Source organism: Streptomyces sediminimaris, from assembly GCF_047049295.1.
GTDB lineage: Bacteria > Actinomycetota > Actinomycetes > Streptomycetales > Streptomycetaceae > Streptomyces > Streptomyces sediminimaris.
In genome coordinates this window covers 5,824,463-5,840,053 of record NZ_JBJWOT010000001.1, presented here as the reverse complement: position 1 = coordinate 5,840,053, position 15,591 = coordinate 5,824,463, and the positions used below count along the sequence as shown (strand labels likewise).

The 15,591-nt window shown below is 72.4% G+C and carries 10 protein-coding genes; 5 read left to right on the top strand and 5 right to left on the bottom strand.

The window, feature by feature from the left end:
- Nucleotides 1-135 precede the first annotated feature (135 nt).
- Nucleotides 136-1,368 (bottom strand): L,D-transpeptidase, encoded by a 1,233-nt coding sequence (locus ACJ9NR_RS27190; protein ID WP_412492332.1) that lies wholly within the window; start codon nucleotides 1,366-1,368, stop codon nucleotides 136-138.
- 320 nt (nucleotides 1,369-1,688) lie between these two features.
- Here ACJ9NR_RS27190 and glgX point away from each other — a divergent pair, with 320 nt between their 5' ends.
- Nucleotides 1,689-3,935 (top strand): glycogen debranching protein GlgX, encoded by a 2,247-nt coding sequence (gene glgX, locus ACJ9NR_RS27185; protein WP_412492333.1) that lies wholly within the window; start codon nucleotides 1,689-1,691, stop codon nucleotides 3,933-3,935.
- 34 nt (nucleotides 3,936-3,969) lie between these two features.
- Here the strand turns inward: glgX and ACJ9NR_RS27180 are convergent, their stop codons facing one another.
- Genes ACJ9NR_RS27180 through ACJ9NR_RS27165 form a run of 4 tightly spaced genes read right to left on the bottom strand, consistent with a single transcriptional unit; the run spans nucleotide 3,970 to nucleotide 7,531 of the window.
- Nucleotides 3,970-4,614 carry a response regulator gene (locus tag ACJ9NR_RS27180; protein WP_412492334.1) on the bottom strand — a complete coding sequence of 215 codons (645 nt, stop codon included), beginning with the start codon at nucleotides 4,612-4,614 and terminating at the stop codon, nucleotides 3,970-3,972.
- Nucleotides 4,604-5,857 carry a sensor histidine kinase gene (locus tag ACJ9NR_RS27175; RefSeq protein ID WP_412492335.1) on the bottom strand — a complete coding sequence of 418 codons (1,254 nt, stop codon included), beginning with the start codon at nucleotides 5,855-5,857 and terminating at the stop codon, nucleotides 4,604-4,606. The genes ACJ9NR_RS27180 and ACJ9NR_RS27175 overlap by 11 nt, the downstream gene beginning before the upstream one ends.
- Before the next feature lie 25 nt (nucleotides 5,858-5,882).
- A complete protein-coding gene (locus ACJ9NR_RS27170; protein WP_412492336.1) occupies nucleotides 5,883-6,617 on the bottom strand; it encodes an ABC transporter permease in 735 nt (244 codons plus the stop codon).
- On the bottom strand, nucleotides 6,614-7,531 hold the full coding sequence (locus ACJ9NR_RS27165; RefSeq protein ID WP_412492337.1) for an ABC transporter ATP-binding protein: 918 nt from the start codon (nucleotides 7,529-7,531) through the stop codon (nucleotides 6,614-6,616). The genes ACJ9NR_RS27170 and ACJ9NR_RS27165 overlap by 4 nt, the downstream gene beginning before the upstream one ends.
- Nucleotides 7,532-7,676: 145 nt before the next feature.
- On the opposite strand from ACJ9NR_RS27165, the gene ACJ9NR_RS27160 reads away from it, so the two are divergent.
- The 4 genes from ACJ9NR_RS27160 (at nucleotide 7,677) to ACJ9NR_RS27145 (ending at nucleotide 15,562) form a co-directional block, all read left to right on the top strand.
- Nucleotides 7,677-9,494 (top strand): ABC transporter ATP-binding protein, encoded by a 1,818-nt coding sequence (locus ACJ9NR_RS27160; protein WP_412492338.1) that lies wholly within the window; start codon nucleotides 7,677-7,679, stop codon nucleotides 9,492-9,494.
- Entirely contained in the window at nucleotides 9,491-11,350 is a 1,860-nt protein-coding gene (locus ACJ9NR_RS27155; protein ID WP_412492339.1) for an ABC transporter ATP-binding protein, read from the top strand. The genes ACJ9NR_RS27160 and ACJ9NR_RS27155 overlap by 4 nt, the downstream gene beginning before the upstream one ends.
- Nucleotides 11,351-11,617: 267 nt before the next feature.
- Nucleotides 11,618-13,642: a M4 family metallopeptidase gene (locus ACJ9NR_RS27150; RefSeq protein ID WP_412492340.1), complete on the top strand. Its 2,025-nt coding sequence runs from the start codon at nucleotides 11,618-11,620 to the stop codon at nucleotides 13,640-13,642.
- 252 nt (nucleotides 13,643-13,894) lie between these two features.
- Nucleotides 13,895-15,562 carry a M4 family metallopeptidase gene (locus ACJ9NR_RS27145; protein ID WP_412492341.1) on the top strand — a complete coding sequence of 556 codons (1,668 nt, stop codon included), beginning with the start codon at nucleotides 13,895-13,897 and terminating at the stop codon, nucleotides 15,560-15,562.
- Nucleotides 15,563-15,591: the final 29 nt, after the last annotated feature.

Here is a 15,591-nt window from a genome sequence, read left to right as displayed (position 1 = left end):
CGCGCCCCTGGCGCGTCTCACGCACGCATTGGCGCATATTAACCGCAAGGTTTTGGGGATCGTGTCAGCTGAAGGTCACCGTTCTGTCGCAACATCGTCGCACGCGCACGGCGCCATCCCCCGCCCTCTCGCCGGTCACTTGACCGCGCCGCCCGCCTTCCACTCCCGCCACCCCATGTTCCACCCTCCGAGGCCGTTGTCGGGGGCGACCTTCTTGTCCTTGCTGTGGACGACCTGGACCACGTCCCCCACGAGGCTGCGGTCGAAGAACCAGCCGGCCGGGGTCTGCGAACTGCCGCCCTTGACGTCCCTCAGGCCCACGCATCCGTGGCTGACGTTGACGTGCCCGGGGGCGTCGGGCGCCCAGTAGTTGCCGTGCAGGAAGGTGCCGGAGTCGGTCAGGCGCAGCGCGTGCGGGACGTCCGGGATGTCGTACTCGCCGCCGAAGCCGACCGTGCGGCTGTTCATGCGGGTGACCTCGAGCATCTCCATCACCACCATCTTCCCGTTGTAGGTGGTGTGCCGGGGCGCCCCGGCCGTGATCGGCACGGTGGCCAGCAGCGCGCCGTCCCGCCGGACCCGCATGGTGTGTGCCGCCGCGTCCACCACGGAGACCTGGCTGCGGCCGACGGTGAAGGAGAAGGTCTTGTGCTGCAGCCCGTAGACGCCGCGCGCCCCCTCGACGTCGCGGAGGGCGAGGGAGACGGTGACCCGGGTGCCGGGCTTCCAGTACCGCTCGGGGCGGAAGTCGAGGCGGGTCCTGCCGAACCAGTGCGGGCGGATCTCGACCGCGGGCCTGGCGCTGACCCGGACGGCGCGCTCGACGGCCGCGCGGTGCTCGATCTCCCGGTTGAACTCCAGGGAGACGATCATCCCGGTGCCGACCGTGGAGCGGTTCTCCGGGGTGACGTAGCCGATGAAGCGCTCGTCGGGGACGTACGTGGTGAACGTCGTGTGCCGCGCGGAACGGTGTCCGTGGCCGTCCAGGGCGACCGCGTCGACCGTGTACCGGGCGGCCAGTGACAGCCGGGGCTCCCGGGGTTCCCAGCGCAGGCCGTCCGTGGAGATCCGGCCGGGCACCGCGGACTCCTGGGCGTCCTGGGACTTGACGACCTTCACCGACTCCAGGCGGCCGCTGGGCACCCGCACCAGGAGCCCGCGGCCCGGCCGGACGTCCTTGCTGCCGTCGTCCGGAAAGACGCGGATGACGTCCTCGGGCGCGGGGAGCTTCCCGAACGCCTCGCCGATGCCGCCGTGCCCCGCCCGCTCCGCGGTGCAGCCGGCCGCCGCGGCCAGCAGTCCCGCCCATGTCAGTACGGCGGCCAGCGCGGTCCCCGCGCGCCGTGCGCGCCCTTGTCCATGCCTCACGGGCTGCCCAACGACCGGGTGACCCCGGGGAAACGTGACGCTCGCCCGGCCGTGCCGCGACGGACCGCCGCGCGCCCGCGGAACGTCCCGGCCGCGTCGCCCCACGTCCGCGGCGCCGTCCCGGGCGGGTCGGTCCCGCGCGGACACGGCCGCGACCGTCGCGGCCCCGCTCCCCCGTGAGAGCGCCGCCGGAGGCCGGCCCGGATCGTTTGGCCACGCTCTGGGCAGAACAGTGGGGAGGACGACGCGACGGGGAGCCGCGGCCGGGACGCCGTGCGCTCTTCTTCCAGTTCGTGCCACGAGCCGTGGGAGGCGGAGAGGTGTCCAGCGCAGCCGAGCGGGAGGCGGTGGCCGAGGGGTGGGCCGAAGGCGGCGAGCACCCGGCCGCCGTGGTCGACGGCGCGCCCCGGAAGGTGCCGGGCGTGCGGGTGCGGCCGGGTGCGCCGACGCCTCTCGGGGCGAGGTTCCGGGTCGGCCAGGACGGGGTGGCGGGCACCAACTTCGCGCTGTGGGCGGGCGGGGCGGAGTCGGTGGAGCTGTGCCTGTTCGACGAGCACGGCAGGGAGAGCCGGGCGCGGCTGACCGAGCTCACGCACGAGATCTGGCACGGCTTCGTGCCGGGCGTGCTGCCCGGGCAGCGGTACGGATACCGGGTGCACGGCCGCTGGGACCCGTGGACCGGCGGCCGCTGGAACCCGGCGAAGCTGCTGCTCGACCCGTACGCGCGCGCGGTGGACGGCGACTTCGTGCTGCCGCCGGAGGTCTACGGGCATGTGCGGGACTGGCCGCAGCAGCACGTCGCCGACACCGTCCGCGACGACCGCGACTCGGCGCCGTACGTCCCCAAGGGCGTCGTGGTCCACGATGACGACGACTGGGCCGACGACCGCCGCCCGAAGACACCCTGGGCGGACTCGGTCATCTACGAGCTGCACGTCAGGGGCTTCACCCGGCTGCACCCCGGGATCCCCGAGGAGCTGCGGGGCACCTACGCGGGGCTCGCGCACCCGGCCGCCGTCGAGCACCTGGTCCGGCTGGGCGTCACGGCCGTGGAGCTGCTGCCCGTCCACCAGTTCGCGCACGAGGACCACCTGCTGCGCCGCGGCCTGCGCAACTACTGGGGCTACAACTCCGTCGGCTACTTCGCGCCGCACGCCGCCTACGCCGCGTCCGGGACGACGGGCCAGCAGGTCGGCGAGTTCAAGCGCATGGTCCGCGCGCTGCACGCGGCCGGCATCGAGGTCATCCTCGACGTGGTCTACAACCACACGGCGGAGGCGAACGAGCTGGGCCCGACGCTGTCCCTGAAGGGCATCGACAACCGCGGCTACTACCGCCTCCAGTCGGACGCGCGCCGCTACGCCGACTACACGGGCTGCGGCAACACCCTGCACGTCGTGCAGCCGCACGTGCTCCGCCTGATCACCGACTCCCTGCGCTACTGGGTGACGGAGATGGGTGTGGACGGCTTCCGCTTCGACCTGGCCGCCGCGCTGGCCCGCTCGATGCACGACGTCGACATGCTGTCGCCGTTCCTCGCGGTCATCGCCCAGGACCCGGTGCTCCGGCGCGTGAAGCTGATCGCCGAGCCGTGGGACGTCGGCTCCGGCGGCTACCAGGTGGGCGCGTTCCCGCCCCTGTGGACGGAGTGGAACGACCGCTACCGGGGCGCCGTGCGGGACTTCTGGCGGGGCGCGCTGCCGGACGTACGGGATCTCGGCTACCGGCTGTCGGGCTCCAGCGACCTCTACGCCTGGGGCGGCCGGCGGCCGTACGCCTCGGTCAACTTCGTCACCGCGCACGACGGGTTCACCCTGCGCGACCTCGTCTCCTACGAGCGCAAGCACAACGAGGCCAACGGTGAGGGCAACCGGGACGGCTCGGACGACAACCGGTCGTGGAACTGCGGCGCCGAGGGCGAGACGCCGGACGAGCGGGTACGGGGCCTGCGGCGGCGGCAGCTCAGGAACCTGCTGACCACGCTGCTGCTGTCGACGGGCGTGCCGATGCTGGTCGCGGGCGACGAACTCGGGCGCACCCAGCGCGGCAACAACAACGCCTACTGCCAGGACAACGAGATCAGCTGGGTGGACTGGGGGCTGCTGGAGGAGCCGGGCTGGAAGGCCCTGTGCGACCTCACGGCCCGGCTGATCGCCCTGCGCCACCGGCACCCGGTGCTGCGCCGCCGCGCCTTCTTCTCCGGCCGCGCGCACTCCGCGGACGGCCTGCGCGACCTCGCCTGGTTCACCGCGCGCGGCACGGAGATGACCGAACAGGACTGGTACGCGCCCGCCGCCACGCTCGGCATGTACCTCTCCGGACGGGACATCCCGGGCCGCGACGAGCTCGGCGACCCGGTCCTCGACGACAGCTTCCTCGCCGTCCTGCACGCCGGCGACCGTCCGGTGGGCTTCGTGCTGCCGGGGCCGCCGTGGGCGGAGCGCTACGAGGTCGTCGTCGACACCTCGCGCGAGGCCCAGGCCGAGGAGCCCGGCGTGACGCACCGCTCGGGCACGTCGATCACGGTGCCGGCCCGCTCGGTGCTGCTGCTGAAGGTGGGCGCGTGAGCCGGGGCCGCCCCGGTGCCGCAGCGGGCACCGGCTAGCCGAGGATCCCGCGCTGGTACGCCGTCGCCACCGCCGCCGCGCGGTCGCTCACGCCGAGCTTGGTGTAGAGGTGCGTCAGGTGCGTCTTCACGGTCGCCTCGCTGATGAACAGCTCGCGGGCGATCTCCCGGTTGGAGGTGCCCCGGGCGACGAGGGCGAGGACCTCGCGTTCGCGGGCCGAGAGGGGCTCGCCGCCGGAGGTGCCGGGCGAGCGGACCGCGGAGACCAGGCGGGAGGCGACGGCCGGGGACAGCACCGTGCGGCCGTCGGCCGCCGCGCGGACGGCGGTGAACAGCTCCTCGCGCGGGGCGTCCTTGAGCAGATAGCCCGTCGCGCCCGCCTCGATCGCGGGCAGGGTGTCGGAGTCGGTGTCGTACGTGGTCAGGACGAGGACCTTGGCGCGGGCGCCGCGGCGGGCGAGCTCCTTGATCGCGTCGACTCCGCCGCCGCCCGGCATGCGCAGGTCCATGAGGATCACGTCGGGATCGAGGGCCGCGGCCCGCTCCAGCGCCTCCACGCCGTTCGCGGCCTCGCCGAGGACGGCGAACCCGGGGGCCGAGTCGAACATGCCGCGCAGGCCGTCCCGTACGACGGGATGGTCGTCGACGATCAGCAGGGAGATCAGGGCGTCACTGGTCATGGCGGACCAACGGTACGCGAGCCGACAGCGCCGTGCCCTGGCCCGGTTCGGACTCCACGGTCAGCGAGCCGGCGATGCGTTCGGCGCGGGCCCGCATGCCGTCGAGCCCGAAGCCGCCGGCGCTGGTGCGGGCCGGCACCGCCCGGGGGTCGAAGCCGGTGCCGTCGTCCCGGATGTCGAGGATGACCTCCTCGCCCAGGAAGGACAGGGTGACGCCGACGCGGGTGGCGCGGGCGTGCCGGGCCGCGTTGGACAGGGCCTCCTGGACGATGCGCAGGAGGGTGGCCGAGACCTCGTCGTGGAGCTCTTCGGCGGTGCCGGTGATCGTGAGCCCGGCCCGTACGCCGGTCCGTTCGCCCCATTCGGCGACCGTCTTCTTCAGTGCCTCGGGCAGCCCGTCGTGCTCCAGCGCCACCGGCGCCAGGTTGTGCACGGAGCGGCGGGCCTCGCCCAGGCTGTGCCGGGCCAGCTCCATGGCGCGGCCGGTGTGCTCGCGGGCCTGGTCCCGGTCTGGCGTGTTCACCACGACCTGGAGCTGGGCGATGATCCCGGTCAGGCCCTGGGCGAGGGTGTCGTGGATCTCGGCCGCCAGCCGCCGCCGCTCGTCGGCGACCCCGGCCTCCCGGGCCTGGACCAGGAGCTGGGCGTGCAGGGCGGCGTTCTCGTCGAGGGCCTGCTGCAGGGCGGCGTTGGTGCGGTTCAGTTCGGTGATGGTCTCGGCCTGGACGCGGGCGCGGTCCTGTTCCTGCTGGTTGAACCGGGTGAACACGGTCACCATGCCCATGTTGACGCCGAGGACGAGAAGGAATCCGGTCCACAGGACCAGCCCGTGCGGCGGCATGCCGCCCACCTCGCTGCCGGCCATGGTGATCGCGGTCAGGAACAGGCCGGTCGTCACCAGCCGGCGGGGCAGCTCCCGGACGGCGGTGTAGTAGCCGGTCACCGCGTAGAAGGCGAAGAACGGATTGAGCCAGGTCAGCGTGAACCCGAGGACCCAGCGCACGAGGTACAGGCACACCCCGGTCCGGCTCGGGCCCGGCCGGCTGCGCTTCACCCTCCCCCACGTCACCTGCACGACGACGCCCGCGGTCACGAGGGCCGCGGAGACGACGACCGCGGAGCGGTTCATGCCGACCGCACGGGCGGAAAGGACCGCCGCGACGACGCCGGCGAGCAGCAGCGCGTAGGGCCCCCAGCTGTCGAAGGAGGCCCGGGGCTCCGGTGGCGCGGCGGTCTTCGTCATGGCCCCAGTGTCCGGCACGGTCCGCTCACTCCCAGCGGAACCAGCGACCGGCAGCGCCGGTCAGCAGCAGGATCCACGTCACCAGCACGCCCAGGTGCCCCCAGCCCGGCCAGTGCCCCGCCGCCGCCTGGTTCAGCGCCTGCGCGGCCGCCCCGAACGGGGTCCAGCCGACGATCCGGGCCATCACGTCCGGCATCGACTGCACCGGCAGCCACACGCCCGCGCAGAACATCGCCGGGAAGAACACCGCGGACCCGATCGCACCCGCGATCTTCGTCGTACGGGACAGCGCCGACACCACCGATCCGAGGGCGAGCGCGGCCAGGACGGCCAGCAGCAGGGCGAGGAGGTAGCCGGGACCCTGCTTCGGCAGCCGTACGCCGTAGGCGAGCCGTCCGACGGCGAGCACCAGCAGCGCCGACAGCAGGGAGGCGGCGCCGAACACCACCATCTGCGCGGACAGCAGCGCGCCAGGGCGGACGGGCGTGGTGGCCATCCGGCGCAGGATGCCGCGCTCCCGGTAGCCGGTCAGGGACTGCGGCATGGACTGCAGGCCGCCGACGATCAGGCCGAGCAGCACGGCCACCGGGACGTAGGCGTCGATGGTGCGCAGGCCGCCGAGGTCGTGCTGGTGCTGCCGGAAGGACGGGATCGAGCCGAGGATCACCAGCAGCAGGGTCGGGAAGAGCAGGATCCAGAAGACGGCGCCGGGTTCCCGGCGGAAGAGGCGGACCTCGGTCTTCAGTACGGCGGTGCTCATGCCGTCGCCTCCTTCGTGCCGGCCTTCGTCAGGTCGAGGAACGCGTCGTCGAGCGTGGCGTCGACGACACGGAGCTGGTGGGCGGTGACGCGGTGGCGGGCGAGCAGGGTGATGACGGCGTTGACCGTCTCGTCCGTGCCGGCCAGCGTGACGCGGCCGTCCCGGTGCTCGACGGAGGCGAGGGCGGGCAGCGCGTCGAGGTCGCGGTCGTCCAGCGGCGCGGACGGGGTGAAGCTGATGACGGTGGAGCCGGCCGAGCGCCGGATCAGTCCGGACGGGGTGTCCAGGGCGGCCACCCTGCCCCGGTCGATCACGGCGATCCGGTCGCACAGCCGCTGCGCCTCCTCCATGAAGTGGGTGACGAGCAGGACGGTCACGCCGCCGGCCCGGACGTCCTCGATCAGCGCCCAGGTGTCCCGGCGCGAGCGCGGGTCCAGACCGGTGGTGAGTTCGTCCAGGACGACGAGCCGGGGGTTGCCGATCAGCGCGAGCGCGATGAACAGGCGCTGCCGCTGGCCGCCGGAGAGCTTGGCGAACCGGGTGTTCAGCCGGGTGGTCAGGCCCAGGCGTTCGGCGAGCGGCGCCCAGTCGAGTGGATGCGGGTAGAAGGAGGCGTACAGCTCCAGCGCCTCGCGGACGGTGAGCTTGGGCTGCAGCTCGCTCTGCTGGAGCTGGACGCCGAGGACCCGGGAGACGCGGTCGTGGTCGGCCACGGGGTCGAGGCCGGTGACGCGGACCCGGCCCGCGTCGGGGACGCGCAGTCCCTCGACGCACTCGACGGTCGTGGTCTTGCCGGCGCCGTTCGGGCCGAGGACGCCGAAGATCTCCCCCTCCTCGACGGCGAAGGAGACGCCGTCGACGGCGGGCCGGCCGCCGTAGGACTTGCGCAGATCGGTGACTTCGATGACGGGCATGGCTTCAGGGTCGCGGGCGGCGGCGGGCGGCCGCATCGGCCGTCGCGCTCGAAGCGGCATCGTCCGATCGGCCGATGGCGGGCTACGACCGCACCGGCCAAAACTGGGTGGGCGTTGTCAGTGCCGGTCCGTAGGCTCACACCCGATGCCCACTACACGTGCCACCGCAGAGGAATCCGGGGAGAGCGCCGAACGATCGGCCGTACGCACGCTGCTGCGGCTGTGGCCGTATGTGCGGCCCGTGCGGGTGCGCCTGGGCACGGCCGCGTTCGTCGCCGTGCTCGCGTCCTGTACGGGGCTGGTCTTCCCGCTCGTGCTGAAGTGGATGGTCGACGGGCCCGTCGCCGACGGGGACCCGGCGGGCGTCTGGCTCGGGGCGCTGTACCTGCTGCTGCTCGGACTCGCGGAGGCACTGCTGTTCGGGCTGCGGCGCTGGCTCGTGGCGCGGCCGCTGTCCGGCGTCGAGGCGGGGATGCGCGCGGACCTGTACCGGCATCTGCAGCGCCTGCCGGTCGCCTTCCACGACCGCTGGGCCTCGGGCCAGTTGCTGTCGCGCGGCACGACGGACCTGATGCTGCTGCGTCAGTTCCTCGCCTTTCCCCTGACGTTCCTGCTGGTCAACGGTGTGACGATCCTCGTCGGCGTGGTCATCATGCTGCTGCAGGACTGGGTCCTGGGGCTGGTGATCCTCGGCCCCGCCGTCCCCGTGATCGTCACCTGCGCCGTCTTCGAGAAGCGCTACGCCCGCGCGGCGCGGCGGGCGCAGGACCAGGTCGGCGACCTGACCACGGTCGTCGAGGAGAGCGTCCTCGGCATCCGCGTCATCAAGGGCTTCGGGCGTCACCGCAGCCAGGCCCGCGCCTTCCGCGATCTCTCGCGGACCCTCCGCGGGACGGAACTGCGCAAGGCGGGCCTCCTCGCCACGATCTTCGGCGTCATCGTGACCCTCCCCGAGGCGGCGATCGGGGCGGCCCTGGTCCTGGGCACGATCCGGGTGGCCGACGGCTCCCTGTCCGCGGGCACGCTGGTGGCCTTCCTCTCGACGGCCCTCGCCCTGCGCTGGCCGGTGGACTCGATCGGCTTCCTGCTGGCCATGAGCCAGGAGGCGGCGACGGCGACGGAGCGGTACTTCGAGGTGATGGACGCCGAGCCGGAAGCCACCGCCACCGCCGTGCCCGCGGCGCCGGGCGCCGGCCGGGCGGGCGCCGGGGGCCGCGGGCTCCGCTTCGACAGCGTCCGCTTCCACTACCCCGACGCCCCGGCCGGCGCCCCGCCCGTCCTCGACCGCGTCGACCTGCACATCCGTCCGGGCGAGTCGATGGCGCTGGTGGGCGCGACGGGCAGCGGGAAGACGACCCTCACCGCGCTCGTCCCCCGCCTGCACGAGATCACCTCGGGGCGGATCACGCTGGACGGCGAGGACATCACCGCCATGTCGCGCCAAGAGCTGCGCGCGAGGGTGGCCGTGGCGTTCGAGGAGCCCACCCTCTTCTCGGCCACCGTCGCGGACAACGTTCTCATGGGCGCCGAGGACGGCGCCGGCGCGGCCGAGCTGGAGCGCGCCCTCGCGGTGGCCCAGGCGGACTTCGCCCACGCCCTCCCGTACGGCACGGACACCCGGGTGGGCGAGCAGGGGCTGAGCCTCTCCGGGGGCCAGCGCCAGCGCCTGGCGCTGGCCCGAGCCGTCGTGGGCCGACCGGAGTTCCTGGTCCTGGACGACCCGCTGTCCGCGCTGGACGTGCATACCGAGGCCGCCGTGGAGGCGGCCCTGCGCGAGGTGCTCGCGGACACCACCGCCCTCATCGTGGCGCACCGCCCCTCCACGGTCCTGCTCGCCGACCGGGTCGCCCTGCTCTCCGGCGGCCGGATCACCGCCGTCGGCACCCACCACGAACTGCTGCGCACGAACGCCGAGTACGCCCACCTGATGTCCGGGTCCGGAGAAGCGGAGGACGACCGATGACGGCTCCGACCAAGTCCGCGCCCGCGGCCGGCGACGAGCCGGACCTGCCCCGCCCCGAGGACGCGGGCGACCCCTTCGACCGGGACGTCCTGCCCTCTGCCCCCGGTGCCACCGCCGTCCTGCTGCGCTCGCTGCTCGCCCCGATGCGGGCCCGCGTCGCCTTCGCCACGGTCCTGCTGCTGCTCCAGCAGGCGGCGGTGCAGGCGGGCCCGCTGCTGGTGGCGTACGCGATCGACAAGGCCGTACCGGCGTTCCGGGACCACGACCACGGGCCGCTGATCGCGGTGGCCGTCGCCTATCTCCTCTGCGCGCTGGTCTCGGGCGGGCTGCAGTCCGCCTTCATCATCGCCTCCGCCCGGATCAGCCAGGACGTGCTGCTCGACCTGCGCGGCCGTATCTTCCGCCACGCCCAGGCGCTCAGCATCGACTTCCACGAGCGGTACACGAGCGGCCGCCTGATCTCCCGTTCGACCACGGACGTGGAGTCGCTCAGGGAGCTGCTCAACGAGGGCCTGCAGGAACTCATCATGGTCGTCCTGTCCTTCGTCTACATCTCGGCGATGCTGCTCTGGCTGGACCTCGGGCTCGGCGCCCTCGCGGTGGCGTCCTTCGTGCCGCTGTACCTGCTGGTCCGCGTCTACCAGCGGCGCGCGGGACGGGTGTACCGGATGCGCTCCACCGCCATCGCGGCCGTCATCGTCAAGTTCGTCGAGACCATGAACGGCATCCGCCCGGTGCGCGCCTTCCGCCGCGAGGCCGCCAACGACGCGGACTTCAGGGTGCTGAACCGGCGGCACGAGCGGGTCAACGGCGACGCGCTGCTCGAGATGGCGCGCTATGTGGTCGGCTCCCGCCTGGTGGCCAACACGGCCGTCGCGGGCATCGTGCTGTGGGGGGCCTACCGGGTGGCGGCCGGCTCGCTGGAGCTCGGGGTGCTGGCGGGCGCGGTGCTGTACCTGCGGCGGCTGTACGACCCCATCGACCGGCTCGGCATGTTCCTGAACGCCTACCAGTCGGCGGCCGCCTCCCTGGAGAAGATCGCCGGGCTGCTCGCGCAGACCCCGTCCGTGCCCCGGCCGCCGGTTCCCGTGGAGCTGCCGCCGCCGGCGAGCGAGCACCCGGGCCGCGAGGTCGTCTTCGACGGGGTCGGCTTCGGCTACCGCACCGGCGGCGAGGTGCTGCCCCGCTTCGACCTGACCGTGCCCGCCGGGCAGACCGTCGCGGTGGTCGGCTCCACCGGCGCCGGAAAGTCGACCCTGGCCAAGCTGCTCGCCCGTTTCTACGACCCCTCCGCGGGCCGGATCCTGCTGGACGGCGTCGACCTGCGGGAGCTGTCGGTGGCCGAACTGCGGCGCGGGGTGGTGATGGTGACGCAGGAGGCGTTCCTGTTCTCCGGCACGGTCGCCGAGAACATCGCCATCGGCCGCCCGGAAGCGACCCGGGAGGAGATCGAGCGGGCGGCGAAGGCGATCGGCGCGCACGAGTTCATCAGCACCCTGCCGGACGGGTACGACACGGACGTGCGCAAGCGGGGCGGCCGCATCTCCGCCGGCCAGCGCCAACTCGTGGCGTTCGCCAGGGCGTTGCTCGCCGACCCGGCCGTGCTGATCCTCGACGAGGCGACCAGCTCGCTCGACGTCCCGGGCGAACGGGCCGTGCAGCGGGCGATGTCGACGGTCCTGCGGGGCCGTACGGCGGTGGTCATCGCGCACCGCCTGTCGACCGTGGAGATCGCGGACCGGGTCCTGGTCATGGAGCACGGCAGGATCGTGGAGGACGGCAGCCCGGCCGAACTCGTCGCGGGCAGAGGGCGGTTCGCGGATCTGCACCGGGCGTGGCGGGACAGTCTGGCGTGAGGGCCACGGCCACGGGAGCCGGATCCGCATACCGGACATGAGCCACCGGACAACGGACCGAATCCGGCCAACTTCCTGACGCGTGCCTGACAGAAAGCGCCATCAGATGTCACGCTTCCCACGGCTGCTTCACAGCAACCCCACAGCACCACCGCTGTGTCGTCACGGCCGCGCACCTGGTTCCGCATCGGTTCTGCCCGGATGGTCGACCACCGTCCGGATCTCCCCTGGCCGCGCAACCCCGCGGCCGCGCAGAAGGAGTCAGTGTTGAGAAGCAATATCTCTCGCAGACGCACCTCCCACATCGTCGCCGTCACCGGCGTCACCGCCCTGCTCGCCGTGGCCGTCCAGTCGGGCGCCGCGTCCGCCGCCCCCGCCGGGGCCCCGGCCGGGAAGGCCGTCGCGGCCCACTCGGCCGTACGGCTCAGCGCCTCCCAGCGCGCGGAGCTGATACGCGACGCCGACAGCGCCCGGGCGCGGACCGCCCGGGACATCGGCCTCGGCGCCAAGGAGAAGCTCGTCGTCCGTGACGTCGTCAAGGACGCCGACGGCACCGTGCACACCCGCTACGAGCGCACCTACGACGGCCTGCCCGTGCTCGGCGGCGACCTGATCGTCGACACCTCCAAGGCCGGGGCCGTCAAGCGCGTCATCAAGGCGACGAACGCCGCCGTCAAGGTCTCCGACGTCACCCCGGACATCACCAGGGCGGCGGCCGAGCGGCAGGCCGTCAAGCGCGCGCGGGCCCTCGGCTCCACCAGGGCGAGCGCCGACAGCGCGCGCAAGGTCGTCTGGGCGGCGAGCGGCAGGCCCGTCCTGGCGTACGAGACGGTCATCGGCGGCCTCCAGGACGACGGCACCCCCAACCAGCTGCACGTCATCACCGACGCGGCCACCGGCAAGAAGCTCTTCGAGTACCAGGGCATCGAGACCGCGACCGGCACCGGCAACACGCAGTACAGCGGCACGGTCTCGCTGACGACGACCCAGTCGGGCTCCACCTACACGCTGACCGACGGCGCGCGCGGCGGCCACAAGACCTACAACCTGAACCACGGCACGTCCGGCACCGGCACGCTGTTCTCGCAGACCAGCAACACCTGGGGCAACGGCACCACGTCGAACGCGGCGACGGCGGGCGCGGACGCCCATTACGGCGCGCAGGAGACCTGGGACTTCTACAAGTCCACCTTCGGCCGCAGCGGCATCAGGAACGACGGCGTCGGCGCCTACTCCCGCGTGCACTACGGCAACTCGTACGTGAACGCCTTCTGGGACGACAGCTGCTTCTGCATGACCTACGGCGACGGCTCCGGGAACCAGGACCCGCTGACCGCGCTGGACGTGGCCGGGCACGAGATGAGCCACGGCGTCACCTCCAACACCGCCGGCCTGAACTACAGCGGCGAGTCCGGCGGGCTGAACGAGGCCACCTCCGACATCTTCGGCACCGGCGTGGAGTTCTTCGCCAACAACTCCGCCGACAAGGGCGACTACCTCATCGGCGAGAAGATCGACATCAACGGCGACGGCACCCCGCTGCGCTACATGGACAAGCCCAGCAAGGACGGCGGCTCCGCCGACTACTGGTCCTCCGGCGTCGGCAACAAGGACGTCCACTACTCCTCCGGCGTCGCCAACCACTTCTTCTACCTCCTCTCCGAGGGCAGCGGAGCCAAGGTCATCAACGGCGTCAGCTACAACTCCCCCACCGTGGACGGGCTTCCGGTCACCGGCATCGGGCGGGACAAGGCGCTGCAGATCTGGTACCGGGCGCTGACCACGAAGTTCACCTCCACCACCAACTACGCGGGCGCCCGCACCGGCACGCTCGCGGCGGCGGGAGAGCTGTACGGCACCTCGTCCGCCGAGTACAAGGCGGTGCAGGACGCGTGGGCGGCCGTCGCGGTCGGCTCGCGCTCCGGTGGCGGTGGCGGCGGCGGCACGTCGTTCGAGAACACCACCGACGTGGCGATTCCGGACAACGGGCCGGCCGTGACGTCGGCCATCACGGTCTCCGGCCGCTCCGGCAACGCTCCGTCCAACCTCCAGGTTTCGGTCGACATCGTGCACACCTGGCGCGGCGACCTGGTGGTCGACCTGGTCGCGCCGGACGGGTCGACGTACCGCCTGAAGGACTACAGCCCCTACGACTCGGCGGACAACGTCCAGCAGACCTACACGGTCGACGCCTCCTCCGAAACCGCCAACGGCACCTGGAAGTTGCGGGTCCAGGACCAGGCGGCGCAGGACACCGGCTACATCAACAGCTGGAAGCTCACCTTCCCGTAGGCCGGTGGGAACGCGCAGGCCAGGGCGCCGCTCCGGTGGTTCGACTCACCGGGGCGGCGCCCTCGCGCGCCGTGCCGCCGGCAGCCGCCCGCACTGTTCACCCGGCAGTCGGTTTTCAGCCAACATCACTTCGGGGTCCTGACATGTACGCGCCCCCGGTGTCACCCTTCCTGACAACCGCCGCACAAACGCACTCCGATTCCGGCCCGGACGCCCCACACCGTGCCGGACCCCCCACCACAAGGAGCTTGTGTGACCACCCCCCGCTACGCGCGTCACGAGCGCGCACGCCTGGCCATCGCCACCGCAGTCGCCGCCGGAGCCCTGCTCACCAGCGGACTCGCCGCCGGCACGGCATCGGCCCAGGTCCCGTCCGACCCGACGGGCAACGCCCCCCTCGCCGCCGCGCCGACCGCGCTCTCGGCGGCAGCCCGTACCTCACTCGTCCAGAAGGCCCGGGCCCACACAGCGCGGACGGCCGAGCAGATAGGCCTCGGCGCCAAGGAGAAGCTGGTCGTCAAGGACGTCGTCAGAGACGCCGACGGCACCGTGCACACCCGCTACGAGCGCACCTACGCGGGCCTGCCGGTCCTCGGCGGCGACCTCGTCGTCCACACCTCGAGGGCGGGGAGGACCGAGGGCGTGACCAAGGCGACCACCGCCGCCATCAAGGTGCCCTCGCTCAAGGCCCGGGTCACCCCGGCCGGAGCGGAGAAGCAGGCGGTGAGCGCCGCCAGGTCGCTCGGCTCCGCCAAGTCCGCGGCCGACGGCGCCCGCAAGGTCATCTGGGCCGGTTCCGGCAAGCCCGTCCTCGCCTACGAGACGGTCGTCGGCGGCCTCCAGGACGACGGCACCCCCAACCAGCTGCACGTCATCACCGACGCGGCCACCGGCAAGAAGCTCTTCGAGTACCAGGGCATCGAGAACGCCACGGGCACCGGCAAGACGCTGTACTCGGGAACCGTCAGCCTCACCACGAGCGGGTCGGGCTCGTCGTACACGCTGACCGACGCCTCACGCGGCGGTCACAAGACCTACAACCTGAAGCACCGCACCTCCGGCACCGGCTCGCTGTTCACCGACTCGGACAACGTCTGGGGCACCGGCACGGCCTCCAGCTCCAGCACCGACCAGACCGCCGCGGCCGACGCCGCCTACGGCGCGCAGGAGACCTGGGACTTCTACAAGTCCACCTTCGGCCGCAGCGGCATCAGGAACGACGGCGTCGGCGCCTACTCCCGCGTGCACTACGGCAACTCGTACGTGAACGCCTTCTGGGACGACAGCTGCTTCTGCATGACCTACGGCGACGGCTCCGGGAACCAGGACCCGCTGACCGCGCTGGACGTGGCCGGGCACGAGATGAGCCACGGCGTCACCTCCAACACCGCCGGCCTGAACTACAGCGGCGAGTCCGGCGGGCTGAACGAGGCCACCTCCGACATCTTCGGCACCGGCGTGGAGTTCTTCGCCAACAACTCCGCCGACAAGGGCGACTACCTCATCGGCGAGAAGATCGACATCAACGGCGACGGCACCCCGCTGCGCTACATGGACAAGCCCAGCAAGGACGGCGGCTCCGCCGACTACTGGTCCTCCGGCGTCGGCAACAAGGACGTCCACTACTCCTCCGGCGTCGCCAACCACTTCTTCTACCTCCTCTCCGAGGGCAGCGGAGCCAAGGTCATCAACGGCGTCAGCTACAACTCGCCGACGTCCAACGGCTCCACGGTCACCGGCATCGGCCGCGACAAGGCGCTGCAGATCTGGTACAAGGCGCTGACCACGTACTTCACGTCGACGACCAACTACGCGAAGGCACGCGCGGGCACCCTGTCCGCCGCCTCGGCCCTGTACGGCGCGAACAGCGCCGAGTACAAGGCGGTGGCCGCGGCCTGGTCCGCCGTCAACGTGAACTGACCCGAAGGAAGTTGGCGGGCGGTACCCGG